Raw genomic sequence first — 23,378 nt, 5'->3', positions numbered from 1 at the left:
GTAGGATAATTGTCCCCTGCCCTATTCCTATTGGCTCATTAGCGGTTTAGTTGTTGACGCTACCGCCCACAATATCGAGCAGTTCGTTGGTAATAGCCTGCTGACGGCTCTTGTTGTACTGAAGATTAAGCTCGCGCAGAATCTCGTCGGCATTGTCGGTAGCGGTCTGCATAGCCACCATACGGGCGGCATGCTCGCTTGCGATGCTGTCGAGCAAGGCTGTGTAGAGCATCAAGTGAAGATACTTGGGAATGAGCTGCGAGAGTACTGTGTTCATGTCGGGCTCTACGATGAAGTTGTCGTTGAGCGGACGAACATTCTCCTCCTGCTTCTGCTCCGCAGCCGAAGCGTTCTTCTTGAGATACTCCTGCGCCTCTTTCGAGGTCACGGTAGAGTTGAGGTCGCGAGTGCGGTCGCGCTTCAACTCCTCGGTGATGTCGATAGGCAGGAAGGTCTTACGGGTGAGAATCTGCGAACCGGCACTCTTGAAATGGTGGTAGACCATCTCAACGCGGTCAATCTCGCCGCTTACGAACTTCTGTTCTATCTCGCGGGCTATATCAATACATTGCTTCACGTTAGGCTTTTCGGCAAGACCGGTGAAGTCGCCAGCCACATGAAGCCCCATTTTAGCCGTCTTCTCAGCAACTTTGCGTCCTATCGGGTAGACAACGATGTTGTCCTTGCCCCCCAGACTCTCCGAATACTCGTCAACAATGTGCTGGAGCAGACGGATGACATTGGCATTGAATCCGCCACACAGACTGCTGTTCGACGCGTAAACCACCAAGGCGACACGCTTCACAGGGCGCTCCACGTTGAACACGGTAGAAGCGTCGGCCTCTGAGGCGAGGAATGTCTTGAGGATGTGCTCGAGCATCGTCTCGTAGGGAAGCATGTTCTCAATCATCTGCTGGGCATGATGGAGCTTTGACGAAGCCACCATCTTCATGGCACTCGTAATCTTGCGGGTGCTATTGACGGATGTGAGTCGGTTCTTGATTTCTTTGAGTGACGGCATAAGCTATTACTTTTTAAACTGACCTGCTACGTCAGCCATGGTCTGTTCGAGAACAGCTGTGAGCGAGTCGTCAATCTTACCACTTGCCAGAGCCTCGATAACGTCGGCATGCTGCGAGCGAATCTTGTCGAGGAACGTCTCCTGACACTCGCGCACCTTCTCTACGGGCACGTCGTGCATCAAGCCGTGTGTTCCACAATAGATGATGGCTACCTGCTCGCCTACCGGCATCGGGCTGTACTGCGGCTGGATGAGAAGCTGGTTGTTCTTGCGGCCACGGTCGATGGTCATGGCTGTCACGGCATCCATGTCGCTTGAGAACTTGGAGAATGCCTCAAGCTCACGATACTGAGCCATGTCAATCTTCAGCGTACCGGCAACCTTCTTCATACTCTTGATCTGAGCCGAACCACCTACACGCGATACGGAAATACCTACGTTGACGGCAGGACGGAAACCCTGGTTGAAGAGGTCGCTCTCAAGATAAATCTGTCCGTCGGTGATTGAAATCACGTTGGTCGGGATGTAGGCAGAAACGTCGCCTGCCTGGGTCTCGATGATAGGCAGGGCTGTGAGCGAACCGCCACCCTTGACATGACCCTTCATGCACTCGGGCAGGTCGTTCATCTGCTCGGCTACCTCCTGCTGATCGTTGATACGTGCTGCACGCTCCAACAGACGTGAGTGGAGATAGAACACGTCGCCAGGATATGCCTCACGTCCAGAAGGACGACGCAGAATCAACGATACCTCACGGTAGGCAACAGCCTGCTTCGAAAGGTCATCGTACACAACGAGTGCCGAATAGCCACGGTCGCGGAAGTACTCGCCTATGGCGGCTCCTGCGAACGGTGCGTAATACTGCATGGCAGCCGGGTCGGCAGCTGTAGCCGCTACAATGATTGTGTAGGGCATGGCGCCGTGCTGCTTGAGGTTCTCGACAAGAGCGGCAACGGTAGAAGCCTTCTGGCCGATGGCTACATAGATACAGTATACGGGCTTGCCAGCCTCGTAGAAACTCTTCTGATTGATGATTGTATCGACAGCGATGGCAGTCTTACCTGTCTGACGGTCGCCGATGATAAGCTCACGCTGTCCACGTCCGATAGGAATCATTGAGTCGACCGACTTCAAGCCTGTCTGCAACGGTTCCTTAACGGGCTGGCGATAGATAACGCCCGGAGCCTTGCGGTCGAGCGGCATCTCGAAAGCACCTGTCATGTCAATCTCGCCCTTGCCGTCGATGGCCTGTCCGAGCGGATTGATGACACGTCCGAGCATATTGTCGTTGACACGGATAGAAGCGATGCGCTTGGTACGCTTTACTACCATGCCCTCCTTGATGCCTTCGGTAGAACCCAGAAGCACACAACCCACGTTGTCCTCCTCAAGGTTCATCACGATAGCCATAGTGCCGTTCTCGAACTCGAGAAGCTCGTTGGCCTCGGCGTTGCGGAGTCCGTAGATACGGGCCACACCGTCGCTCACCTCAAGCACAGTACCCACCTCGTCAAACTGCTGGCTGTTGTTGATGCCCTGTAGCTGCTCGAGAAGTACCTGTGACACTTCGCTTGGTTTTATTTTATCTGACATATACTTCTGAAAAAAGTTAATTAATTAAGCTGTGACAGAATGGTGTTGAGCTGCTTCTTTACGCTGGCATCCATACGATAGGTGTCGTACTCGAGCACGAATCCACCTATGATGTTAGGATTTACCTCGGTCTGGAACTCAACCGTACCATTTGTCCTTCCCTCAACCAACTGTCGCATCTTCTTCTCCGTAGCGGAGTCGATGGTGCAGGCAGTCGTTAGTTTAGCACTGATTAGATTGTTATGCTTTCTGTACAGAGTAACAAACGAGTTGGCGATGAATTGCATGATACTCTCACGGTCTTCTTTGAGCACAAGGGCGACAAAACGCTTTGTCAGGTCGCACGATCCTCCGGCTGCAGCCGTGAGGAGCAGACTCTCCTTCTGCTTCTTCGAGAGCATGGGATTATCTATCGTAATCCTCAGCGCAGGCGTCGTGGAGTAGCAATGGGCAAGGCTCTGCATGTCGGCATACACCTTGTCGGCCTCCTTAGCCTCAATGCCCGCCTTGAGCAAGGCGCGTGCATATCTGACCGATATTAATCCTAAATCCATAGCTTATACTTATTTATTATTGGCTGTAACTTCATCAAGCATCTGGTTAATGTAATCCATCTGTGCCTTATCAGTGCCGAGCTTCTGGCGCAAGACCTTCTCCGAAATCTCAACACTCAACGCAGCTACCTGCTGGCGAATCTCGCTGATTGCAGCCTGTTTTTGGCTTTCAATCTCGGCCTTGGCATCGTTGATGATGCGGACACTCTCCTCGCGAGCCTTCTCCTGTGCCTGTGCCACGATAGCCTCACGGGTTGTGGCGGCCTCCTTGAGTATTACGGCCTGCTTCTCCCGTGCTTCCTGAAGCATCGCGTCGCTCTCCTGCTTGATGTTCTCAAGCTGGGCAGCGGCCTTCTGCGCCTTGGACAGGCTCTCGTCGATGTACTTCTTGCGCTTGTCTACCATGATTATGATAGACGGGAAGCCGAACTTGGCGAGCACGAAGAACACCACAAGGAATGCCAAAAGCATCCAAAAGAGGAGTCCAAGGTCAGGAGTCAATATTGATGGCAATGTACTAAAATCCATTTGCAATATTTTACGAACTCTTTGTTGCTATTTACGTAAGAGCGCAACACCTTACTTGATAAGGAAGGCGCAGGCTACGATAGCAAACAATGCACAACCCTCAACGAATGCTGAGGTTAGAATCATGTTGGTCTGAATCTTGCCAGAAGCCTCAGGCTGACGTGCAATAGCGTCCATGGCGCTGCCGCCAATCTTGCCAATACCCAAACCTGCGCCAATTACTGCAATACCTGCTCCGAGACCGCAGCCCAGCTGTGCCAGACCTTCAGCAGCCAAAAGTGATGAAATAATCATAGTTGTTTAATTTTTTTAAGTTGTTATTTTTTTATTGTTTATTCTGTTGTTAAGCCTCTGCCTCCTCTTCCTTCTGAGCCAGACCGATGAACACGGCACTCAACAAGGTGAAGACATAAGCCTGAATGAATGCCACAAGCACTTCAAGACAGTTCATGAAGAGCATCATTATGGCACTTACGAGGTTCAAACCTATACCGTAGCCAACGCCCATCGACCATCCGAGGAAGATGACGCATGTGAAGCTCAGGATGATTGCGTGACCTGCCATCATGTTGGCAAAGAGACGAACCATAAGAGCGAACGGCTTGGTGAAAACGCCGAAGAACTCTATGACTGGCATCAAAGGCACCGGATAAGCCTTGAGGAATACCGGCACATGGGGCCAGAAGATATCTTTCCAATACGCCTTGTTGCCGAAGAGGTTGATGGCAATCATGGTGCAGATGGCAAGGAAGAACGTAACGTTGATGTTGCCCGTAACGTTGGCGCCACCCGGGAATATCGGAAGCAAACCGAGAATGTTTGTCGTGAAGATGAAGAAGAACACCGTGAGCAGGTATGGTGCGAACGGCTTGAAGTGCTTCTCGCCTATCGACGCCTTGATAACGTCGTCGTAGATGGTCATGACGAACATCTCCATCATTCCGACAAATCCGCCAGGAGCCTCACTTCTCTCGTCCTTGCCCTTGTACCAGCGAGCACATGAAAGGAACACGGCTATCAGAATGAACACTACTATCCATATCTGAGCCACGGTCTTGGTGATGCTGAGGTCGAGCGGGCGCACCTTTGAGCCATCGGGCATGTTCTCGTAGATTTTGCCGTGATGCTCTGCGTCGAAGTAATAGTTCTCCGGCAGACTGCTCTCTGTGCAGAACGTCCACTCTCCGGTATTGGAGCTTCTGACGATTATCGGCAACGGAATGCTCAGACTCTTGCCCTCGTAAGAAGCTATGTGCCACTCATACGAGTCGGACAGGTGCTCAAGTACCGTTGTAGGGATGTCGAGCGACTTGCCGTCGTGGCCTGCTTCTCCCGCTGAAGCGAAGGCTGGCATCAATGCCAATACCAAGAGAAGTAATAATGACTTTATCTGTTTCATTATCGTTTATTTATTATCTTTGTCACACTCAATATGCGAATTGGTGACGTGCGAGAAGAATGCTGAATGGTGGAAAATCATCCATAAATAGAAAGCCATAAACACCAGACAGTATTCGAGCATCGCATCGCGACCTACGGCAATGTAGCATCCTACAAGCGTGAAGAGAGCCAACAACATACGGAATCCGGACACGGCCGAAAAGAATGTCGGAAGCATATTCTGATTTGCCACGGCTATCCTTTTCCATATGAAAATGTCGGCAAGCTCCACCACAAGGGCGAACAATGCACTCACTACAAGAGGCGGGACAAGTCCGTCAACATGAGCGAACATCTGCAGGGAAAGAACTGCCAACGACAATACCGCAACAGCCACAACGGTCTGCACAGCATAGCGTCGGCTCAATTTAGCTATCTCTGTATTTTTCAACATGTCAACCGGGTTTCATTAAAGTTCAACACAAACATTGACGCTGTTCTTCTGCACTTCAACGAAACCGCCCATTGCCTTCACCTCATGCTCGCCTTCAGAGTCAAAAAAAGCAATACGTCCGCTGTTGAGTGTAGAGATTATAGGAGCGTGATTGGGGAGTATCTCAAACTCGCCGCTTGCACCCGGCACGACAACACGGTCGACCGTTCCTACAAACTCCACCTTCTCTGGAGAGACGATTCTTAAACTCAAACTCATAGTTTACAAGTATTTAGTGTGTAAGCAGATTATCCCTTAGCTGCCTCAAGAAGCTTCTTGCCCTTGGCAATAGCGTCCTCGATAGTACCAACGTTTAGGAATGCCTGCTCTGGCAGGTCGTCTACCTCGCCGTCGAGAATCATGTTGAAGCCCTTGATGGTGTCTTCGATTGATACCATCACACCCTTTACACCGGTGAACTGCTCGGCAACGGCAAACGGCTGAGAGAGGAAACGCTGCACACGACGTGCACGGTTCACAGTCAGCTTGTCCTCGTCTGAGAGTTCGTCCATACCAAGGATGGCGATGATGTCCTGAAGTTCCTTATAGCGCTGGAGAATCTGCTTGACGCGCTGTGCACACTCGTAGTGCTCCTTACCCACAATCAGCGGGTCGAGAATACGTGAGGTTGAGCCCAGCGGGTCAACGGCAGGATAGATACCAAGCTCGGTAATCTTACGCGAAAGCTCGGTAGTTGCGTCGAGGTGGGTAAAGGTTGTAGCCGGAGCAGGGTCGGTCAAGTCGTCGGCAGGCACATATACAGCCTGTACTGATGTGATAGAACCCTTCTTGGTAGAGGTAATACGCTCCTGCATCTGTCCCATCTCACTTGCCAGAGTAGGCTGATAACCTACGGCTGAAGGCATACGGCCGAGAAGAGCCGAAACCTCCGAACCGGCCTGGGTGAAACGGAAGATATTATCAATAAAGAACATGATGTCGGCAGCTTCGCCGTCCTTGCCTCCGTGGTCGCGGAACTCCTCGGCTACGGTCAGACCAGACAATGCTACAGAAGCACGTGCTCCAGGCGGCTCATTCATCTGTCCGTAGACAAGTGTTGCCTGACTCTTCTTAAGCTCCTCGGGGTCTACAAGCGAGAGGTCCCACTTGCCTTCCTCCATTGCCTTCTTGAACTTCTCGCCGTAGCGGATAACGCCCGACTCAAGCATATCGCGGATAAGGTCGTTACCCTCACGAGTACGCTCGCCGACTCCGGCAAATACCGAGTAGCCGTTGTGTCCCTTGGCAATGTTGTTGATAAGCTCCATGATGAGCACGGTCTTGCCTACACCGGCACCGCCGAACAGACCAATCTTACCACCCTTCATGTAAGGCTCCAATAGGTCAATCACCTTGATACCAGTTGCGAGCATTTCCTTGTGAGTGGAAAGGTCCTCAAACTTAGGAGCCTCACGATGGATAGGATAAGCGCCCTCCATATTGAGCGTACTCATACCATCGATAGGCTGACCGATGACATTCATCATACGGCCCTTGATCTGTTCACCTGCTGGCATCATGATAGCGTTGCCGGTAGGAACAACCTCCAGGCCACGCTGCAATCCGTCAGTATTGTCCATTGCGACGCAGCGAACGGTGTCTTCACCAATATGCTGCTGCACCTCAATGATAAGCTCCTGTCCGTTAGGACGCTTCAGCTTCAGAGCTTCGTGGATTTTAGGCAACACCTCTTCAGGATTCTTGCCGGCTGTATCGAAGTAAACGTCGATAACCGGACCAATAATCTGCGAGATGCGCCCGTTGATTTGTGACATAGTATATTTGATTTTGATTTTAAATTCTGATGCAAATATAACAACTATATTTTATACGAAAGAATATTTAATCTTTATTGTACTTTTTCTTTCCAAATATGCCATTTTTGTAGTGTAAATCGACCACTTTTAGATGCTCAGTTCGTCGAGCACCTTGATGAGCTTGCGGTCGAACGGCTTGTCACTACGAATGGCTTCGCTCAGGGGTACGTACACTATCTCGTTGTTGCGCACACCAATCATCACGTTGCGCTGGCCCTGTAGTATTGCCTCGATGGCACCTACACCAGTACGGGAAGCAAGGATACGGTCGTGAGCGCTTGGACGTCCGCCACGCTGCAAGTGTCCGAGAATAGACACACGTACATCGTACTGCGGGAACTCGTTCTTCACGCGCTCGGCATAATACATGGCGCCACACTTCGGGCTTTCCGAAACGATTACGATGCAGCTCTTCTTCGACTTACGGATGCCACGCTCCATGAAGCGTGCCAACTGGTCAACGTCGGTAGAGTCTTCAGGAATAATGGCTGCCTCGGCACCACTTGCAATGGCAGAGTTCTGTGCGAGGAAACCAGCATCACGTCCCATCACCTCAATAAAGAAAATACGCTCATGGCTCTGGGCTGTGTCGCGGATGCGGTCAACACATTCTACGATGGTATTCATAGTAGTGTCGTAACCAATGGTTGAATCTGTACCATAGAGGTCGTTGTCGATAGTGCCCGGCAAGCCAATGCAGCAGATGTCATACTTTTTGGCAAACTCCATAGCACCAGTCAACGAACCGTTACCACCGATAACAACCAAAGCATCAATACCATGAGCCTTAATCTGCTCATAAGCCTTCTCCTTGCCCTCATCGGTAGTAAATTCCTTGCAACGTGCTGTCTTAAGGATTGTACCACCCGACATAATTATACCACTAACGTTTTCGGTTGTAAAATCCTCAATATCGCCATTTATAAGACCATCGTAACCACGATAGATACCTTTTATATTAAATCCATTGCATATACCCGCACGAGTCACGGCACGAATTGCAGCATTCATTCCCGGGGCATCGCCACCGGAAGTCAAGATTCCAATTGTCTGAATTTTAGCCATACGATTTTTTTGTATTTAAGATTATTAAATTTTCCGTTAAAGTATTAGGGTGTTTTTTTATGGGGTGTTAATAGGGTATTTATATAAGAGCATTCATAATGTAAGGGCATTATACCAGCAGCCACAAACAAACCATACCTGCTATAGACGCAACGAACGAAACCCAACCCACATTGACGAAGTACCAATTGAGCTTTATGCGTTCCATCTTCATCAGGGCAAGTCCGCTCATAGATCCTATACACAGAATGTTGCCTCCCATAGCAGCCGCATATGCTACAATCTTCCAATAGGCTCCATTCTGTCCATAAAGCGCAAGATTACTGCCCGTTTCGGCAACATCGTGCAACGAAACCATAGACATAAGTGTTGCGAAATTGTCCAATACGCTACCTACAATCTGAGTGGCAAAACCCACTACCAGCATATTGTCGGCAATACCACCCATAAAAGCATCCACTCTGTTCAGGAATCCCGTCTCGCGTACCACTCCAAGCGCAAGCATAATGCCCAGTACGAACAGTATCATCTGAATTACGCCATATTGTAGCACTCGCGGCACACGACGCTGTATCATCTGGTCGGCATTCATCAGCTTGCGATTCATCAGTTCGTTGACAATCCACAATAGCGACAGTACGCACATCGCACCAAGGAACGGACTAAGCTTAGTAATGTTATGGAATGTAGGAATAAACCACAATCCGCCAATCCCGACAAACAGCATCAAGGCTCTCTGCCACAGGTTAAGATTGGTATCATCGCCACGATAAGGCATCGTAATCCATTCGGTCTCAATACGTCGCGGCAAGCCACGTTGCAGCCAAAGTATCGGGAAGAGCCATGCTATAAGACACGGCAGAGCCATCGTCAAAGAATAGTTGGTAGCTGTTACTGCGCCGATATTCCAAAGCACGAGCCCCGTAGGGTCGCCTATAACCGTAAGTGCACCACCACAATTTGCCGACAAAACAATGGCACATCCGAAGATGACACGCTGCCTCTGTCTGCTCACAATGGCATGCATAATGGTAAGCATCATAACAGTCGCCGTAAGGTTGTCGAGGTTTGCCGAAATCAAGAATGTAATTGCCGACAAGGTCCAAAGCATCCTCTTGCCGCTACGCGTACGCAGCATCTGTGAGATAAAGTCGAAGCATCCGTTGTTCTGCAATATCTCCACTATCGTCATAGTAGAAAGCAAGAAGAGAACAATCTCAGACGCTCTGCCCACATATTTCAAGAAAAGATTCTGAAAAATATACTGCTTTACGGCAGCCGACGAAGCCGGTGCGCCATCCAAGAACGAAGCGTAGTCCTTGGCGTGCTGTCCCATAACAAAATCCGATCCATAACAAATGTAAAGTATCCAGCCAAGCGTCCCTACAAAGATGGCAACCGCAGCTTTGTTTACATTGGTAAATTTCTCTGTCGCTATCAAGAAATAGCCAATTAGTATTATTGTTATGATGACAAGAGTCATAAGCTGTATATTAGATTTATCGGTTGCAAAGGTACAAAAATATCTGAACTGCACAAGTTTTAAATCTAAAAAATAAAAATAGTTAACAGAGATTTGATTCAAATGCAATAAGCCTCTATCTTTTAATAAAATATAGGTCATGTTTTTATTCTTAATATAAAAAAATAAGTACCTTTGTATTTAAAATATAACCTTTTTAAAACATTACTATGTACTACTGGTTTGTATTCAACAATAAAGGGGAGCTTCTCCTACAAAAATGTGCGGATGGTACTTTTACCATCCCGTATTGCGAGCAAGCACCCGTCACGACCACTCACAATACTCATATTATGGACATTTCGCCTATGGACAGCGGGCAGAAGGTGAAAGCCTTGCAGATAGACGATGTGCAGACTTGTACAGACGGCACATTCGAATTGTGCGGTCTCCGACAGTCGTTCTACAAACTTTCGCATCCTCTTTATCTGAAAGCCGGCAAATGCCATGAGCTGCTCTACTGGGACCGCAACACGCAATATTGTGGCGTATGCGGGTCGCCTATGGTGATGGATACAGACATTTCAAAGAAATGCCCTAATTGCGGCAAGACCATTTGGCCCCAACTGGCTACTGCCATAATCGTACTCATAAACCGTGGCGACGACCTGCTGTTGGTACACGCCAAAAACTTCAAGACCGACTTCTACGGATGTATTGCCGGATTTGTAGAGACTGGCGAATCGCTCGAAGAGGCAGTAAGACGTGAGGTATGGGAAGAGGCGTCCATCTCAATAAAAAATCTGAGATACTTCAAGTCGCAGCCATGGCCCTACCCTTGCGGCCTCATGGTTGGCTTCTTTGCCGAATACGACGGAGGCGGCCTTAAGTTACAGGAGTCGGAATTGTCGCGCGGCAACTGGTTTAACAAGAACAATCTGCCTACAATTCCCGAAAAACTCAGCCTTGCAAGAATGCTGATTGACAAATGGCTGGAAGAACACGAGTGAATTTTGAATGTTGAGTGTTGAATTATAGGAGGCTATGGCGTCCTCGCCGTAGCCTGAGCAGTTGACAATAATGAGTTTTGATTTAGTTATTAAGATATGAAACAAATAGGATGGGGATTTATCGGATGCGGCGAGGTGACCGAGAAGAAATCCGGACCGGCATTCAACGAGGTGCCTGGCTCAAGCGTGGTGGCAGTAATGAGCCGTAATGAAGCAAAGGCAAAGTCGTACGCCAAACGCCATAATATAAAAAAGTGGTACACAGACCCACAGGAACTTATCGACGACCCTAACGTAAATGCCGTATATATAGCCACTCCGCCTTCAAGCCACGCTACATTTGCAATAATGGCAATGAAGGCTGGCAAACCCGTGTATATAGAAAAACCATTAGCTGCAAGCTATGAAGACTGCGCCCGCATCAACCGCATAAGCGAGATTACGGGTGTGCCGTGCTTTGTGGCTTACTATAGACGTTATCTGCCTTATTTTCAGAAGGTAAAGAACATTATCAATTCAGGAACTATAGGCACAATCGTAAATGTCCAGATACGTTTCTCTGTTCCGCCAAGAGACCTTGACTATCAGGATGCCCACAACCTGCCGTGGCGACTACAACCGGACATTGCCGGAGGAGGCTACTTCTACGACCTGGCTCCTCATCAGCTCGATCTCTTGCAGGATATATTCGGAGTCATCACACGAGCTCACGGATATTGCTCCAACAGAGCACATCTGTACAAGGCAGAGGACTCCATAAGTGCCAGTTTCTTCTTCGAGAACGGATTGCCAGGCAGCGGTTCATGGTGCTTCGTAGGCCATCAAAGCGCCAAGGAAGACCGTATAGAGGTTATTGGCGACAAAGGCATGTTGTCGTTTTCGGTTTACGACTACGCCCCTATACAACTGGTGACAAGTGCAGGCCGGACAAACATCGTCGTGCCTAATCCTTCTTACGTACAGCTACCTATCATTCGCTCTGTAATTGAACACCTCCAAGGCTTGGGAGTGTGCCAATGCACAAGCGTGAGCGCCACACCAGTCAATTGGGTGATGGACAGAATTCTGGGTAAGCTATAAGCGAAACCGTTGTAGAGAGCGAGAAAACCACATAACAATCTTATAGGATTTGTATTTGAAAAGAACCATAACAATATTGTTGTCCGTATGTGTTTCGGGAATGTCTGCCAAGGCTCAAACTGCGGCAGACACCATTAGTGCGCCTCAAAAATACCGTCACAACACTTTTTTCCGTGTAGTAGGCCGAACCCTGGGTAGGTTTATGAGGAATTTCAGCGAAGTAGACACGTGCTATATCGAACCTCAAAAGTTCAACTACACAGCTATGCTACAAAACACCAACACTTATGAGATTTACCGCATAGCGTCGACTATGGGTAACGACTTCACCTTCGCCCCGCTCCCGACCTTCAAACTCGGACCGTACTTAGGTTGGCGATGGGTTTTCCTGGGCTACACATTCGACTTGAAGAACATCAACAGCGGAGACAAGCGAACCGAACTTGACCTCTCTATCTATAGTTCACAACTTGGCGTAGACCTGTTCTATCGTAAGACGGGCAACGACTACAAGATTTCGAAAGCCCAACTTGATAGCGAAGGCAAGGTGAACACACGTACGTTAAACGGCACGAATTACGACGGTATCAACGTGAGTATCAAGGGATTCAACATGTATTACATCTTCAATCACAAGCGATTCTCCTACCCTGCCGCCTTCAGCCAATCGACAATACAACGCAAGTCGTGCGGTTCTGCCTTGTGCGGCATAGGCTACACCCGCCACTCGCTAAGCATAGACTGGGAGAAACTGTACGACATCGTTGCCGAAAACCTTGGCGAGGAGACTGCCAAGCGCTACATGGACCCCGAATTGAAATTCAAGAAGATTAAATATACCGATGTTTCGTTGTCGGGTGGATACGGCTACAACTGGGTATTTGCCCGCAACTGGCTGGCGGCTGCCTCGTTGTCGTTGGCTCTGGGCTACAAAAGTTCGTCGAGCGACACCAATCACTCTACATTCACACTCAAGGACTTCTCTTTCCACAACTTCAATATCGACGGAGTGGGACGCTTCGGAATTGTATGGAACAATATGCGATGGTACTATGGTGCCAACGCCATAATCCACACGTACAACTACCATAAGCCGAAGTTCTCGACCAACAATATATTCGGTAGCCTTAACATTTATGTAGGAGTTAACTTTGGAAGAATGAAATGAAAAATCACTTTATCATGACAACAGCTTTTCTATCACTTGCCGTGGCATTACTCGCCCAATGCGGCAGCCCTTCGGCCAACAAAAAGAATCCACAAATACAGCATAACGCTGACACACAGCAGATTACACAACAGCAGAAGCTTTCAACGGCATATAAAGAAGCCCCCAGGTCCTCGTCTTACACCGACGACTCTGTCTCTATCACCTATTATAATGAGACGGAAGACAAGGCAAGGATTGGGCAAATCGTCAATAAATACGCACAACATACAGCCAATCCTGACCTTATAATCGCTATAGCCCGCCAACTGCGTGGCATTCCGTATGTGGCAAAGACGCTTGAGGTGAACAAGCAGGAGAAGCTTGTGATAAATCTTAGCCAACTCGACTGTACCACTTATGTGGAGAACGTTCTTGCCATATATCTTTGCATCAAAAACGGCAAGACCGCATTCGACGACTACGCTCATTACTTGCGTATGGTGAGATACCAGAACGGAGAGGTGAGCTATCCTGCCCGCCAGCATTATTTTACCGACTGGATCTACGAGAACACCCAGAAGGGATTCGTCCAAGAGATACAGTCGCCCAACCCTCCATTCACAGCAATACAGACCCTGCGTATCGACTTCATGAGCACACACGCTTCGCTTTATCCTATGCTGAAGAACAATCCGCAAATGATAGAACGGATAGCCAAGACCGAGCAACTCCTCTCCGGCAAGAAGTTCAGCTACATTCCCAAATCAGCCATCCACAACACCAAGTTGCTGCGCTCGTCCATACACGATGGCGACATCATCGCTATAACTACATCCAAGGCTGGGCTCGACACTTCGCACATAGGTATAGCCGTGTGGCACAAAGACGGGCTACACATGCTCAACGCATCGCAAATACACAAGAAGGTTGTTGAAGAGCCTATGACACTCTACCAATATATGCAGAAACATCCGTCGCAGACCGGAATAAGAATAGTAAGGATAAAGTAGACTGCTCTACTCCTTGTCAAGGGCCGTGTGGATATTTCGCATAAGCCCCGAATATTTGGCTCGTTTCACGGCACTCCCCTTAAACAAATGACGATAGTCGTCCTCAGTTAGCGACAGCCAGTCCTCACGCTTCATGTCAAGCAGGTCTTGCGATGGCTGAAGTTCGGGAGTAGTGTTGGGTTGCGCAAAACGGTTCCACGGACAGGCCTTCTGACAGCAGTCGCAGCCATATATCGTATCGCCCATTTTTTCGGACAAGTCGGAGGGAATGTCGCCACGGTTCTCTATTGTCTGATAGCTCAGGCACAAGCGGGCGTCAAAATCCGACCTTCCCTCCCCCATCGTCAGAGCGTGCGACGGACAAGCGTCGATACATGCGTGGCAATTGCCGCAACGCGGCTTCATCTCCTCATCATACTCCAATTCTACGGGCAGGAACAGCTCACCCAAGAAGAACATACTACCGGCATGAGGTATTATCAGCTGGTGGTTTCGTCCGGTCCATCCAAGCCCAGCCTTCACAGCCCAATAGCGTTCGAGCACGGGAGCCGAATCGCAAAACGCTCTATACTCCTCAAATCCAAGCCGTTCGGCAAGCATGCGCAATTTTCCCTTCACCACATCATGATAGTCTTTGCCAAGTGCATAGGCAGCAAACTGCGGTTCGCCTTCGGGCAGAGTATGCGACGGCGCATAGTTCAACGCAACAGACACAATACTCTTGAGTCCGTCCATCAACAGCCGTGGGTCGAAACGCTTGTCGGGATAATTCTCAAGATAATTCATCGTAGCATGCTCGCCATTGTCAATCCATTTGCGGTACGAATCCACAACATCCTTGTCCACAGCCGCGGCCTTGGCTATGCCACAAGCAAAAAAGCCGAGGTTCTTTGCCTCGGCTTTTATTTTAAGAGATAATTGTCGTTTGTCCATTATCTTTAATTACGTTTTTGTTTCCACGACTTCAGTCGAAAGTCTTAAACTCATACCCCTGCTCCTTAAGCCATTTGAGCGACTTCGGAAGTGCGGTACGCAGCTTGTCGATACTCTTTACCGAATCATGGAAAGTAATGATTGAACCATTACGGGCATATCGCCTTACATTATTGAACACGTCGTCCGCACTAAGCCACTTGGAATAGTCACGTGTCACGAGGTCCCACATCACGATGCGATACTTGCAACGCAACCAGATGTACTGGCTGTAGCTCATAGCGCCATGTGGCGGACGGAAGAGGTGGGCGCCTATAAGGTCGTTGGCACGCTCCACATCGTCAATATATGTCTTGGCAAAATGCTTGAAGCCTCCAAGATGATGATAGGTATGATTGCCCACTTGATGGCCCTCCGCAACAATACTTCTGTAGAGGTCGGGATACTTGCGCACATTGTCTCCTACCATGAAGAAAGTGGCGTGTATCCCAAACTCTTTCAATGTTTGCAGAATGAACGGCGTCGACTCAGGTATAGGTCCGTCGTCAAACGTGAGATATACCGAACGTTCGTTGCGGTTCATTCTCCAGGTTGCACCTGGAAACAACCAACGCAACCATATTGAAGGCTGTTCAATTATCATCGCGATTCAAAAGGTTGTCCGCCCTTGGCCTGATAGACGGCATAGATGGCATTGGCAGTCTTGAGCCATTCGTTAGCCATTTTCGCGTCCACAAGCTGGGCTATATCCGAAATACCCTGCATATAATAGAGCTGGCGCATTACATCTGTCTGACACATGTCGAAGCGCGAGCCTTCCTGCGATACATAGTAGTCGGCATATTGCTTGGCGTTGTTCCAAACCTGTCGCAATATGCGGGCTGCATCAGCCTTGCATCCTATCAGAGCATAGGCACGAGCCAGATCTGCCGAACCCGAAACAAAAGTATTGGGCACATTATATTCAGGTATTGACTTCTCCGCCTTGCGCAGCACCTTCAGAGCCTTGTCGTTCTTGCCCTCCCGAATGAGTGCGAGAGCCAGCTGTGCAAAGAGATTGCGATGGGTGTAGCACATACGCATTACGGTCTCGTCAATATAGAGTCCCTTCTTGTCCAAGCCGCCGAACTTATATCGGTTCATTACATTATTATATGTCTTCTCGGTGTCGAAGTTCTTTGCACCCGGCTTGTTGGTGGTGAACGGAGTGATGCGGTAAGCCAGACCCTCCTGCACGAAGTTGTCGCCAAGGTTCATGTAGTTGTCCGAACCTACGGTTGCCGCAACATACAGCGGACGTGTCCAGTTGCATTGTGCGAGCATCTCGAGCATCATGAGGTCGTTCTTGTACAGAGCGCGCTTGCCTGCGAGCGAGATTACCATACGGTCGGGTATAGTGTCGCTTGCCATCATCATTCCGCTCTTCTTTACAGCCTCCTTGTCGATGGTCAGATAGAGTGTGTCGGTCGGAATGACGTGCATTTCCTTGTTCTTAGTACGAACCCAGTTATTCAGTACGTTTTTCAACTCGAATGGGTTTTCGCCAAATTGCTCCTTTGCCTCAGCCGGATGTTCTTTATAGAAATCCATTATCTGCTGCTTGAGCGACGGATCCACCTGCACATAGTCGTTGGTTCCCGAACAGAAGTCAAGGCGCGGCCAAGTGATAGGCACAGAAGGCGAATCGTAAGCCGGACGCTTCATCTGGTCGATATACCAGTCGGTCTGCAGATAAGAGAGGTTGCATACGCGGGCATCTGTACGGAATCCTTCGGTCTCCTGGTTATACCACAATGGGAACGTGTCGTTGTCGCCATTGGTGAAGATTATCGGGTAGCCCTTGTCCTGGAGCGTCATCAGATAGTTCTGTCCGAAGTCGCGACAAGTGTAGCGTCCGCTGCGGTCGTGGTCGTCCCAAGTCTGCGAAGCCATCTGTACGGGCACAAGCAGACAGGCTACGCCAAGCACGCTGGCAAGAGCCACATCGTTGGTCTTAAGCTTCTTCTTGAGCATATCGTACAACGCCAATACACCAAGTCCACACCAGATGGCATAAGCATAGAACGAACCTGCATAAGCATAGTCGCGCTCACGAGGCTGCTGCGGAGTCTGGTTCAGATAGAGCACAATGGCAAGACCCGTCATAAAGAAGAGGAAGAACACTACCCAGAACTGACGTATGCCTCGTTGTCCGCGCCATGCCTGCCAGAAGAGTCCGATAAGACCCAGCAACAGAGGCAGACAATAGAACACGTTGTGTCCCTTGTTCTCCTTCAACTCCTGCGGCAGCTTGCTCTGGTCGCCAAGCATCCAGTTGTCGATAAACGAGATGCCCGTTATCCAGTTGCCGTGCTCGGGTTCGCCGCTACCCTGCAGGTCGTTCTGTCTTCCTGCGAAGTTCCACATGAAGTAGCGCCAGTACATGAAGTTGCATTGGTAAGAGAGGAAGAAGCGTATGTTGTCCCATTGTGTAGGCATCTTCACGGTCACCTGCTCGCCACAGCGGTCGTAAGGCACGTTTGTACCCGTGACGCCACCCAGCCAATTCTCATAAGCCTGAGCGTGAGCCGACGAATGCATACGCGGGAACAGCATGTTCTGTGCGTAAACGAGCTTGTCCTTGTGCGAAACGACGAAGTACGAATCCTTCTCATTTTCAGATGCCTTCTCCTTACGTTGCCAGATGGCAGCACCTTCCTTATGCTTGGGGATGCACATGTTGCCCTCTACGTCAAATGCCACCTGCGAGGTGTAAGCCTGGCCATAAAGCAACGGAGAGTCGCCATACTGGTCGCGGCTCAGATACGAACCGAGGGTGAACACATCCTCAGGCGAGTTCTGGTCCATCGGCGGGTTGGCAGCCGAACGGATTACGATAACAGCATAGCTCGAATAGCCGATCATCAGCATAAGCATGCACAGCAAGGCAGTATTCTTGAAGCGTGCCGACACTACGGGCACAAGCTGCTTGTCCGCCTTCTTGCGATAGTTCAGTCCGAAGTATATGGCTACAAGAATGACGATGCCTACCAAGGCTGCGCCCCATCCCATACCACGGAACGGAATGCCCAACATACCTACAGCGAGTGTGAACGATATGTTCTGACGCTTGAAGTTGCGGTCGGTATACGACTCGTATATAGCCCATATCACGATGGCAACAAGCAGGATGATGTATATTATCTCACCCGTATTGAACGGACAGCCCAACTGGTTGACAAACAGCAGTTCAAACCATCCTGCCACATTAATGATGCCCGGCACTACGCCATACAGCACACCTGCCACAATAACGAACGAGACAAGCAGAGCCAGCAACGAGCCCTTCAGCTCGATATGCGGATAGCGACGATAGCAATATACCAATACTATAGCCGGAATACAGAGCAAGTTCAAGAGGTGAACGCCTATCGACAGACCCGTCATATACGCTATAAGCACAAGCCAGCGGTCGCTATGAGGCTCGTCGGCATGGTCTTCCCATTTCAGGATGAGCCAGAACACGATGGCAGTAAATGCCGACGAATAGGCATAAACCTCGCCCTCCACAGCCGAGAACCAGAATGTATCGGAGAAGGTGTAGATGAGAGCGCCTACAAGTCCTGATGCCTCAATGGCAATAAGCTTGCCCGTTGTCATCTCGCTCCAGTCCTTCAATATCAGCTTGCGCGCCAAATGAGTGATACTCCAGAACAGGAAAAGAATGGTAGTAGCACTCAGCAAAGCGCTCATAGTATTTACCATTTTAGCCACCTGCGTCGGGTCGCTCGCAAACTGCGAGAACAAGTTGGCCGTGAGCATAAAGAAAGGTGCTCCAGGCGGGTGACCTACTTCCAGCTTATAGCCGGTTGTAATGAACTCAGGACAGTCCCAGAAGCTGGCTGTCGGTTCAATCGTCGAGCAATATACGAAAGCAGCCACCAGGAAGGTAAGCCACCCCAATACATTGTTCACTAATTTGTACTGTTTCATTTAATAATGAGAAATATAAAAAATTAAACGTGTATTATCACTACAATCGCATTCCAAGATGCAAAGATAATATTTTTTCGCCATAACATATTATATTATCACCAACTTTATCATTTTATATTTTGCTTTACAGTTTTTTATTTGTATTTTTGTACATTGAAACAAAATCAGCCAACGTATTATGACAGAATTGGAAAGACATATAGCTAAATTGTTGTTGGACAACGACTGCGTCATTGTCCCCGGATTCGGAGGCTTTATGGCACACCATATCGCCGCATCATACGATGAGAAGAACCACATATTCCTGCCTCCGACAAGAACTGTCGGATTCAATCCCCGACTCACCATGAACGATTCGGTACTGGCGCAGGACTATGTCAACTGCTACGACTTGAGCTATCCCGAAGCCCTGAAGCGCATAGAAAGCGAGGTGGACGAATTCCGTCAGATGATAATGAGCGAGGATGGCGGCCACGAACTCTGCGGCATCGGGCGGCTCTACGTATTGGACAACGGCGAATACGACTTCATCCCTAACGACAACGGCATAACGACTCCTGCCACATACGGCTTCCAGGCATTCGAGCTTGACACCTTGCCCGCCGACGAGTCGCAACCGGCAAGCACACAAGCCGCCTCCGTAGCCGGCATCCGCAGGAGCGAACCCTCGCCGTTCGCAGCCTACAACCCTATGGCCGAGAGCGCCGTTCCTGCTCAGACACATACTACCGAAGAGGCCGACCAGGAGCAACAGACCGACTCGCCCAACATTCCGGTCAAGATGCTGCGCCACATGGCAGCAGCCTGCATCGTGCTGTTCATCATGCTTTCCATCCCCTCACGACTGGGCGATGCAAGCACAGGAACAGTAAGCCATAGCGCCATCGACACCAACTGGCTATACGAGATAATGCCCAAGGAGATGACAAGCGGCAAGCCCGAGAGCCTCGTCCCTTCAGGGCAAAGCACACAAGCCGAGGCCATCACGCCGACAGACGAGCCAAGCGCCCTGCCATACTACACTATAGTACTCGCAAGCCGCGTCTCGATAAGTAACGCCCAACAGTATGTAGACCACCTGCACAAGCAGGGAATGACCGAGGCAAGAGTATGCCACAACAACGGATTCACAAAAGTAATATACAGGAAATTCGCCAGCAGAGCAGAGGCCAACAACGCCTTGAACAAGCTCAAGACCGACAAATCATTTGCCGACTGCTGGATAACAGAAATAAAACAGAACGACAAACATTAAGAATGAAAAGAGTAAGATGCCCTAAATGTGACAACTACATCACATTCGACGAAAAGAAATATACCGACGGACAGTCGCTCGTGTTCCAATGCCCACAATGCGGCAAGCAGTTCGGCATACGCATTGGCGTTTCCAAGCTGCGCAAGACACAGAAGGAGGACACGCCCGAAGAGAATGCCGAGGGCAACGAATACGGCTATATAACAGTCATAGAGAACGTCTTCCACTACAAGCAGGTCATACCCCTTCAAATGGGCGTCAACACCATAGGACGCTACATGAAGAACAGCGGCGTCAACTGCGCCATCGAGACCAACGACCCGAGCATCGACATCAACCATTGTACAATAACCGTCAGCCGTGACAAGAACGGCAGCCTGAAGTACATCCTCAAAGACGGCCCGAGCTATACCGGAACATTCGTAGACAACGTTATCCTGGGCGACCGCGAACAAAGACGCATCGAAGACGGCACATTGTTCACCATAGGCGCAACAAGCATCATACTACATGCGCCCTCTACCAGTCAGGAGTAGAAAACATAATAAACTGGACCAAGGAGAATATGGAAGAAACAATGGCAGACAGAGCGAAGAACGCTTGACAAGCCTTCATTTCTGTGCCATATATGAAACTGCTAACTTTGTAGATGACGGAATGTAAATGGGCATGCAAGGACGGAAATGGGCATGCAAGGACGGGCTGAACCAAAGGTCGCCGGCGCGAAGCGGAAAGGCAAAGCCCAATGACCTCCATAGGAGAGTGTGTCATAACTCAATTATGCGGGCTGAAAGCCCAATAAGCACATAGGAGGGCGTGTCAAAAGTCACAGCAGTACGCCCCGAAGGGGCAGAAGCTCATAGCCCAGGGCAACACCCTGGGTAAAAGTATCGCAAATCATAATGCGCCCTGTAAGGGCAAAAGCGTTAATTATCAATGCTTTTGCCCTTACAGGGCGTTTTTGCTATTTTCAATCCGTACACCCAAGGCGCTGCCTTGGGCTATGTGCTTATTGGGCTTTCAGCCCGCATAATTGAGTTATGACACACTCTCCTATGGAGGTCATTGGGCTTTGCCTTTCCGCTTCGCGCCGGCGACCTTTGGTTCAGCCCGTCCTTGCATGCCCATTTCCGTCCTTGCATGCCCATTTACATTCCGTCATCTACAAAGTTAGCAGTTTCATATATGGCACAGAAATGAAGGCTTGTCAAGCGTTCTTCGCTCTGTCTGCCATTGTTTCTTCCATATTCTCCTTGGTCCAGTTTATTATGTTTTCTACTCCTGACTGGTAGAGGGCGCATGTAGTATGATGCTTGTTGCGCCTATGGTGAACAATGTGCCGTCTTCGATGCGTCTTTGTTCGCGGTCGCCCAGGATAACGTTGTCTACGAATGTTCCGGTATAGCTCGGGCCGTCTTTGAGGATGTACTTCAGGCTGCCGTTCTTGTCACGGCTGACGGTTATTGTACAATGGTTGATGTCGATGCTCGGGTCGTTGGTCTCGATGGCGCAGTTGACGCCGCTGTTCTTCATGTAGCGTCCTATGGTGTTGACGCCCATTTGAAGGGGTATGACCTGCTTGTAGTGGAAGACGTTCTCTATGACTGTTATATAGCCGTATTCGTTGCCCTCGGCATTCTCTTCGGGCGTGTCCTCCTTCTGTGTCTTGCGCAGCTTGGAAACGCCAATGCGTATGCCGAACTGCTTGCCGCATTGTGGGCATTGGAACACGAGCGACTGTCCGTCGGTATATTTCTTTTCGTCGAATGTGATGTAGTTGTCACATTTAGGGCATCTTACTCTTTTCATTCTTAATGTTTGTCGTTCTGTTTTATTTCTGTTATCCAGCAGTCGGCAAATGATTTGTCGGTCTTGAGCTTGTTCAAGGCGTTGTTGGCCTCTGCTCTGCTGGCGAATTTCCTGTATATTACTTTTGTGAATCCGTTGTTGTGGCATACTCTTGCCTCGGTCATTCCCTGCTTGTGCAGGTGGTCTACATACTGTTGGGCGTTACTTATCGAGACGCGGCTTGCGAGTACTATAGTGTAGTATGGCAGGGCGCTTGGCTCGTCTGTCGGCGTGATGGCCTCGGCTTGTGTGCTTTGCCCTGAAGGGACGAGGCTCTCGGGCTTGCCGCTTGTCATCTCCTTGGGCATTATCTCGTATAGCCAGTTGGTGTCGATGGCGCTATGGCTTACTGTTCCTGTGCTTGCATCGCCCAGTCGTGAGGGGATGGAAAGCATGATGAACAGCACGATGCAGGCTGCTGCCATGTGGCGCAGCATCTTGACCGGAATGTTGGGCGAGTCGGTCTGTTGCTCCTGGTCGGCCTCTTCGGTAGTATGTGTCTGAGCAGGAACGGCGCTCTCGGCCATAGGGTTGTAGGCTGCGAACGGCGAGGGTTCGCTCCTGCGGATGCCGGCTACGGAGGCGGCTTGTGTGCTTGCCGGTTGCGACTCGTCGGCGGGCAAGGTGTCAAGCTCGAATGCCTGGAAGCCGTATGTGGCAGGAGTCGTTATGCCGTTGTCGTTAGGGATGAAGTCGTATTCGCCGTTGTCCAATACGTAGAGCCGCCCGATGCCGCAGAGTTCGTGGCCGCCATCCTCGCTCATTATCATCTGACGGAATTCGTCCACCTCGCTTTCTATGCGCTTCAGGGCTTCGGGATAGCTCAAGTCGTAGCAGTTGACATAGTCCTGCGCCAGTACCGAATCGTTCATGGTGAGTCGGGGATTGAATCCGACAGTTCTTGTCGGAGGCAGGAATATGTGGTTCTTCTCATCGTATGATGCGGCGATATGGTGTGCCATAAAGCCTCCGAATCCGGGGACAATGACGCAGTCGTTGTCCAACAACAATTTAGCTATATGTCTTTCCAATTCTGTCATAATACGTTGGCTGATTTTGTTTCAATGTACAAAAATACAAATAAAAAACTGTAAAGCAAAATATAAAATGATAAAGTTGGTGATAATATAATATGTTATGGCGAAAAAATATTATCTTTGCATCTTGGAATGCGATTGTAGTGATAATACACGTTTAATTTTTT

Annotated in this window: 22 protein-coding genes; 6 read left to right on the top strand and 16 right to left on the bottom strand. The window is 49.5% G+C overall.

Annotation, left to right across the window (positions count from 1 at the left end; genetic code table 11):
* Nucleotides 1-46: 46 nt before the first annotated feature.
* The 11 genes from I6E49_RS00530 to I6E49_RS00480 all read right to left on the bottom strand — a co-directional run bounded on the left by I6E49_RS00530 (nucleotide 47) and on the right by I6E49_RS00480 (nucleotide 9,934).
* Nucleotides 47-1,021 carry a F0F1 ATP synthase subunit gamma gene (locus tag I6E49_RS00530; protein WP_235399941.1) on the bottom strand — a complete coding sequence of 325 codons (975 nt, stop codon included), beginning with the start codon at nucleotides 1,019-1,021 and terminating at the stop codon, nucleotides 47-49.
* Nucleotides 1,022-1,027: 6 nt separating this feature from the next.
* Nucleotides 1,028-2,614, bottom strand: a complete 1,587-nt coding sequence (gene atpA, locus I6E49_RS00525) for a F0F1 ATP synthase subunit alpha (protein WP_235399942.1) — start codon at nucleotides 2,612-2,614, stop codon at nucleotides 1,028-1,030.
* 20 nt (nucleotides 2,615-2,634) lie between these two features.
* Nucleotides 2,635-3,168: a F0F1 ATP synthase subunit delta gene (locus I6E49_RS00520; protein ID WP_235399943.1), complete on the bottom strand. Its 534-nt coding sequence runs from the start codon at nucleotides 3,166-3,168 to the stop codon at nucleotides 2,635-2,637.
* Nucleotides 3,169-3,177: 9 nt separating this feature from the next.
* Entirely contained in the window at nucleotides 3,178-3,696 is a 519-nt protein-coding gene (gene atpF / locus I6E49_RS00515) for a F0F1 ATP synthase subunit B (RefSeq protein ID WP_235399944.1), read from the bottom strand.
* A 51-nt stretch (nucleotides 3,697-3,747) separates the two neighbouring features.
* Nucleotides 3,748-3,990, bottom strand: a complete 243-nt coding sequence (gene atpE, locus I6E49_RS00510) for an ATP synthase F0 subunit C (protein WP_094879854.1) — start codon at nucleotides 3,988-3,990, stop codon at nucleotides 3,748-3,750.
* Nucleotides 3,991-4,039: 49 nt separating this feature from the next.
* Entirely contained in the window at nucleotides 4,040-5,095 is a 1,056-nt protein-coding gene (gene atpB, locus I6E49_RS00505; protein WP_235399945.1) for a F0F1 ATP synthase subunit A, read from the bottom strand.
* Between the two features lie 6 nt (nucleotides 5,096-5,101).
* Nucleotides 5,102-5,530, bottom strand: coding sequence for a hypothetical protein (locus I6E49_RS00500; RefSeq protein ID WP_235399946.1), 429 nt, complete (start codon nucleotides 5,528-5,530; stop codon nucleotides 5,102-5,104).
* Nucleotides 5,531-5,545: 15 nt separating this feature from the next.
* Nucleotides 5,546-5,788 carry an ATP synthase F1 subunit epsilon gene (gene atpC / locus I6E49_RS00495; RefSeq protein ID WP_235399947.1) on the bottom strand — a complete coding sequence of 81 codons (243 nt, stop codon included), beginning with the start codon at nucleotides 5,786-5,788 and terminating at the stop codon, nucleotides 5,546-5,548.
* Between the two features lie 29 nt (nucleotides 5,789-5,817).
* Complete coding sequence (gene atpD, locus I6E49_RS00490) at nucleotides 5,818-7,344, bottom strand: F0F1 ATP synthase subunit beta (protein ID WP_106812507.1); 1,527 nt, start codon at nucleotides 7,342-7,344, stop codon at nucleotides 5,818-5,820.
* A 129-nt stretch (nucleotides 7,345-7,473) separates the two neighbouring features.
* Nucleotides 7,474-8,451 carry a 6-phosphofructokinase gene (gene pfkA, locus I6E49_RS00485; RefSeq protein ID WP_235399948.1) on the bottom strand — a complete coding sequence of 326 codons (978 nt, stop codon included), beginning with the start codon at nucleotides 8,449-8,451 and terminating at the stop codon, nucleotides 7,474-7,476.
* 109 nt (nucleotides 8,452-8,560) lie between these two features.
* Entirely contained in the window at nucleotides 8,561-9,934 is a 1,374-nt protein-coding gene (locus tag I6E49_RS00480; protein WP_235399949.1) for an SLC13 family permease, read from the bottom strand.
* A 209-nt stretch (nucleotides 9,935-10,143) separates the two neighbouring features.
* On the opposite strand from I6E49_RS00480, the gene nudC reads away from it, so the two are divergent.
* The 4 genes from nudC (at nucleotide 10,144) to I6E49_RS00460 (ending at nucleotide 14,163) form a co-directional block, all read left to right on the top strand.
* Nucleotides 10,144-10,923: an NAD(+) diphosphatase gene (nudC, locus tag I6E49_RS00475; protein WP_235399950.1), complete on the top strand. Its 780-nt coding sequence runs from the start codon at nucleotides 10,144-10,146 to the stop codon at nucleotides 10,921-10,923.
* Between the two features lie 96 nt (nucleotides 10,924-11,019).
* On the top strand, nucleotides 11,020-12,003 hold the full coding sequence (locus I6E49_RS00470) for a Gfo/Idh/MocA family protein (protein ID WP_235399951.1): 984 nt from the start codon (nucleotides 11,020-11,022) through the stop codon (nucleotides 12,001-12,003).
* A 55-nt stretch (nucleotides 12,004-12,058) separates the two neighbouring features.
* Nucleotides 12,059-13,171: a DUF4421 domain-containing protein gene (locus I6E49_RS00465; protein WP_235399952.1), complete on the top strand. Its 1,113-nt coding sequence runs from the start codon at nucleotides 12,059-12,061 to the stop codon at nucleotides 13,169-13,171.
* A complete protein-coding gene (locus I6E49_RS00460) occupies nucleotides 13,168-14,163 on the top strand; it encodes an N-acetylmuramoyl-L-alanine amidase-like domain-containing protein (protein WP_235399953.1) in 996 nt (331 codons plus the stop codon). The genes I6E49_RS00465 and I6E49_RS00460 overlap by 4 nt, the downstream gene beginning before the upstream one ends.
* A gap of 6 nt (nucleotides 14,164-14,169) precedes the next feature.
* Here I6E49_RS00460 and queG read toward each other — a convergent pair whose 3' ends face one another.
* The 3 genes from queG to I6E49_RS00445 are packed head-to-tail and all read right to left on the bottom strand — an operon-like array spanning nucleotide 14,170 to nucleotide 19,068.
* On the bottom strand, nucleotides 14,170-15,096 hold the full coding sequence (gene queG / locus I6E49_RS00455; RefSeq protein WP_235399954.1) for a tRNA epoxyqueuosine(34) reductase QueG: 927 nt from the start codon (nucleotides 15,094-15,096) through the stop codon (nucleotides 14,170-14,172).
* Nucleotides 15,097-15,127: 31 nt separating this feature from the next.
* Complete coding sequence (locus I6E49_RS00450) at nucleotides 15,128-15,739, bottom strand: polysaccharide deacetylase family protein (protein WP_235399955.1); 612 nt, start codon at nucleotides 15,737-15,739, stop codon at nucleotides 15,128-15,130.
* Entirely contained in the window at nucleotides 15,736-19,068 is a 3,333-nt protein-coding gene (locus tag I6E49_RS00445) for a glycosyltransferase family 117 protein (protein WP_235399956.1), read from the bottom strand. The genes I6E49_RS00450 and I6E49_RS00445 overlap by 4 nt, the downstream gene beginning before the upstream one ends.
* Before the next feature lie 181 nt (nucleotides 19,069-19,249).
* Between I6E49_RS00445 and I6E49_RS00440 the strand changes: the two genes are divergently transcribed.
* Nucleotides 19,250-20,326, top strand: coding sequence for an SPOR domain-containing protein (locus I6E49_RS00440; protein ID WP_235399957.1), 1,077 nt, complete (start codon nucleotides 19,250-19,252; stop codon nucleotides 20,324-20,326).
* Nucleotides 20,327-20,328: 2 nt separating this feature from the next.
* On the top strand, nucleotides 20,329-20,862 hold the full coding sequence (locus tag I6E49_RS00435; protein ID WP_235399958.1) for an FHA domain-containing protein: 534 nt from the start codon (nucleotides 20,329-20,331) through the stop codon (nucleotides 20,860-20,862).
* Nucleotides 20,863-21,601: 739 nt separating this feature from the next.
* Here the strand turns inward: I6E49_RS00435 and I6E49_RS00430 are convergent.
* Together I6E49_RS00430 and I6E49_RS00425 are read right to left on the bottom strand one after the other, a co-directional pair.
* A complete protein-coding gene (locus I6E49_RS00430) occupies nucleotides 21,602-22,135 on the bottom strand; it encodes an FHA domain-containing protein (RefSeq protein WP_235399958.1) in 534 nt (177 codons plus the stop codon).
* A 2-nt stretch (nucleotides 22,136-22,137) separates the two neighbouring features.
* Nucleotides 22,138-23,214: an SPOR domain-containing protein gene (locus I6E49_RS00425; RefSeq protein ID WP_235399957.1), complete on the bottom strand. Its 1,077-nt coding sequence runs from the start codon at nucleotides 23,212-23,214 to the stop codon at nucleotides 22,138-22,140.
* Nucleotides 23,215-23,378: the final 164 nt, after the last annotated feature.

This window comes from Leyella stercorea, assembly GCF_021531655.1.
This window is presented reverse-complemented; position numbering and strand designations above follow the sequence as displayed.

Bases quoted from the DNA above. Each gene is read 5' to 3' on its own strand.
- I6E49_RS00435 (WP_235399958.1), top strand. From the start codon at position 20,329: ATGAAAAGAGTAAGATGCCCTAAATGTGACAACTACATCACATTCGAC.
- I6E49_RS00450 (WP_235399955.1), bottom strand. From the start codon at position 15,739: ATGATAATTGAACAGCCTTCAATATGGTTGCGTTGGTTGTTTCCAGGT.
- I6E49_RS00460 (WP_235399953.1), top strand. From the start codon at position 13,168: ATGAAAAATCACTTTATCATGACAACAGCTTTTCTATCACTTGCCGTG.
- I6E49_RS00430 (WP_235399958.1), bottom strand. From the start codon at position 22,135: ATGAAAAGAGTAAGATGCCCTAAATGTGACAACTACATCACATTCGAC.
- I6E49_RS00530 (WP_235399941.1), bottom strand. From the start codon at position 1,021: ATGCCGTCACTCAAAGAAATCAAGAACCGACTCACATCCGTCAATAGC.
- atpA (WP_235399942.1), bottom strand. From the start codon at position 2,614: ATGTCAGATAAAATAAAACCAAGCGAAGTGTCACAGGTACTTCTCGAG.
- I6E49_RS00440 (WP_235399957.1), top strand. From the start codon at position 19,250: ATGACAGAATTGGAAAGACATATAGCTAAATTGTTGTTGGACAACGAC.
- I6E49_RS00500 (WP_235399946.1), bottom strand. From the start codon at position 5,530: ATGTTGAAAAATACAGAGATAGCTAAATTGAGCCGACGCTATGCTGTG.
- atpE (WP_094879854.1), bottom strand. From the start codon at position 3,990: ATGATTATTTCATCACTTTTGGCTGCTGAAGGTCTGGCACAGCTGGGC.
- queG (WP_235399954.1), bottom strand. From the start codon at position 15,096: ATGGACAAACGACAATTATCTCTTAAAATAAAAGCCGAGGCAAAGAAC.
- I6E49_RS00425 (WP_235399957.1), bottom strand. From the start codon at position 23,214: ATGACAGAATTGGAAAGACATATAGCTAAATTGTTGTTGGACAACGAC.
- atpB (WP_235399945.1), bottom strand. From the start codon at position 5,095: ATGAAACAGATAAAGTCATTATTACTTCTCTTGGTATTGGCATTGATG.
- atpF (WP_235399944.1), bottom strand. From the start codon at position 3,696: ATGGATTTTAGTACATTGCCATCAATATTGACTCCTGACCTTGGACTC.
- I6E49_RS00520 (WP_235399943.1), bottom strand. From the start codon at position 3,168: ATGGATTTAGGATTAATATCGGTCAGATATGCACGCGCCTTGCTCAAG.
- nudC (WP_235399950.1), top strand. From the start codon at position 10,144: ATGTACTACTGGTTTGTATTCAACAATAAAGGGGAGCTTCTCCTACAA.
- atpC (WP_235399947.1), bottom strand. From the start codon at position 5,788: ATGAGTTTGAGTTTAAGAATCGTCTCTCCAGAGAAGGTGGAGTTTGTA.
- I6E49_RS00480 (WP_235399949.1), bottom strand. From the start codon at position 9,934: ATGACTCTTGTCATCATAACAATAATACTAATTGGCTATTTCTTGATA.
- I6E49_RS00470 (WP_235399951.1), top strand. From the start codon at position 11,020: ATGAAACAAATAGGATGGGGATTTATCGGATGCGGCGAGGTGACCGAG.
- pfkA (WP_235399948.1), bottom strand. From the start codon at position 8,451: ATGGCTAAAATTCAGACAATTGGAATCTTGACTTCCGGTGGCGATGCC.
- atpD (WP_106812507.1), bottom strand. From the start codon at position 7,344: ATGTCACAAATCAACGGGCGCATCTCGCAGATTATTGGTCCGGTTATC.
- I6E49_RS00445 (WP_235399956.1), bottom strand. From the start codon at position 19,068: ATGAAACAGTACAAATTAGTGAACAATGTATTGGGGTGGCTTACCTTC.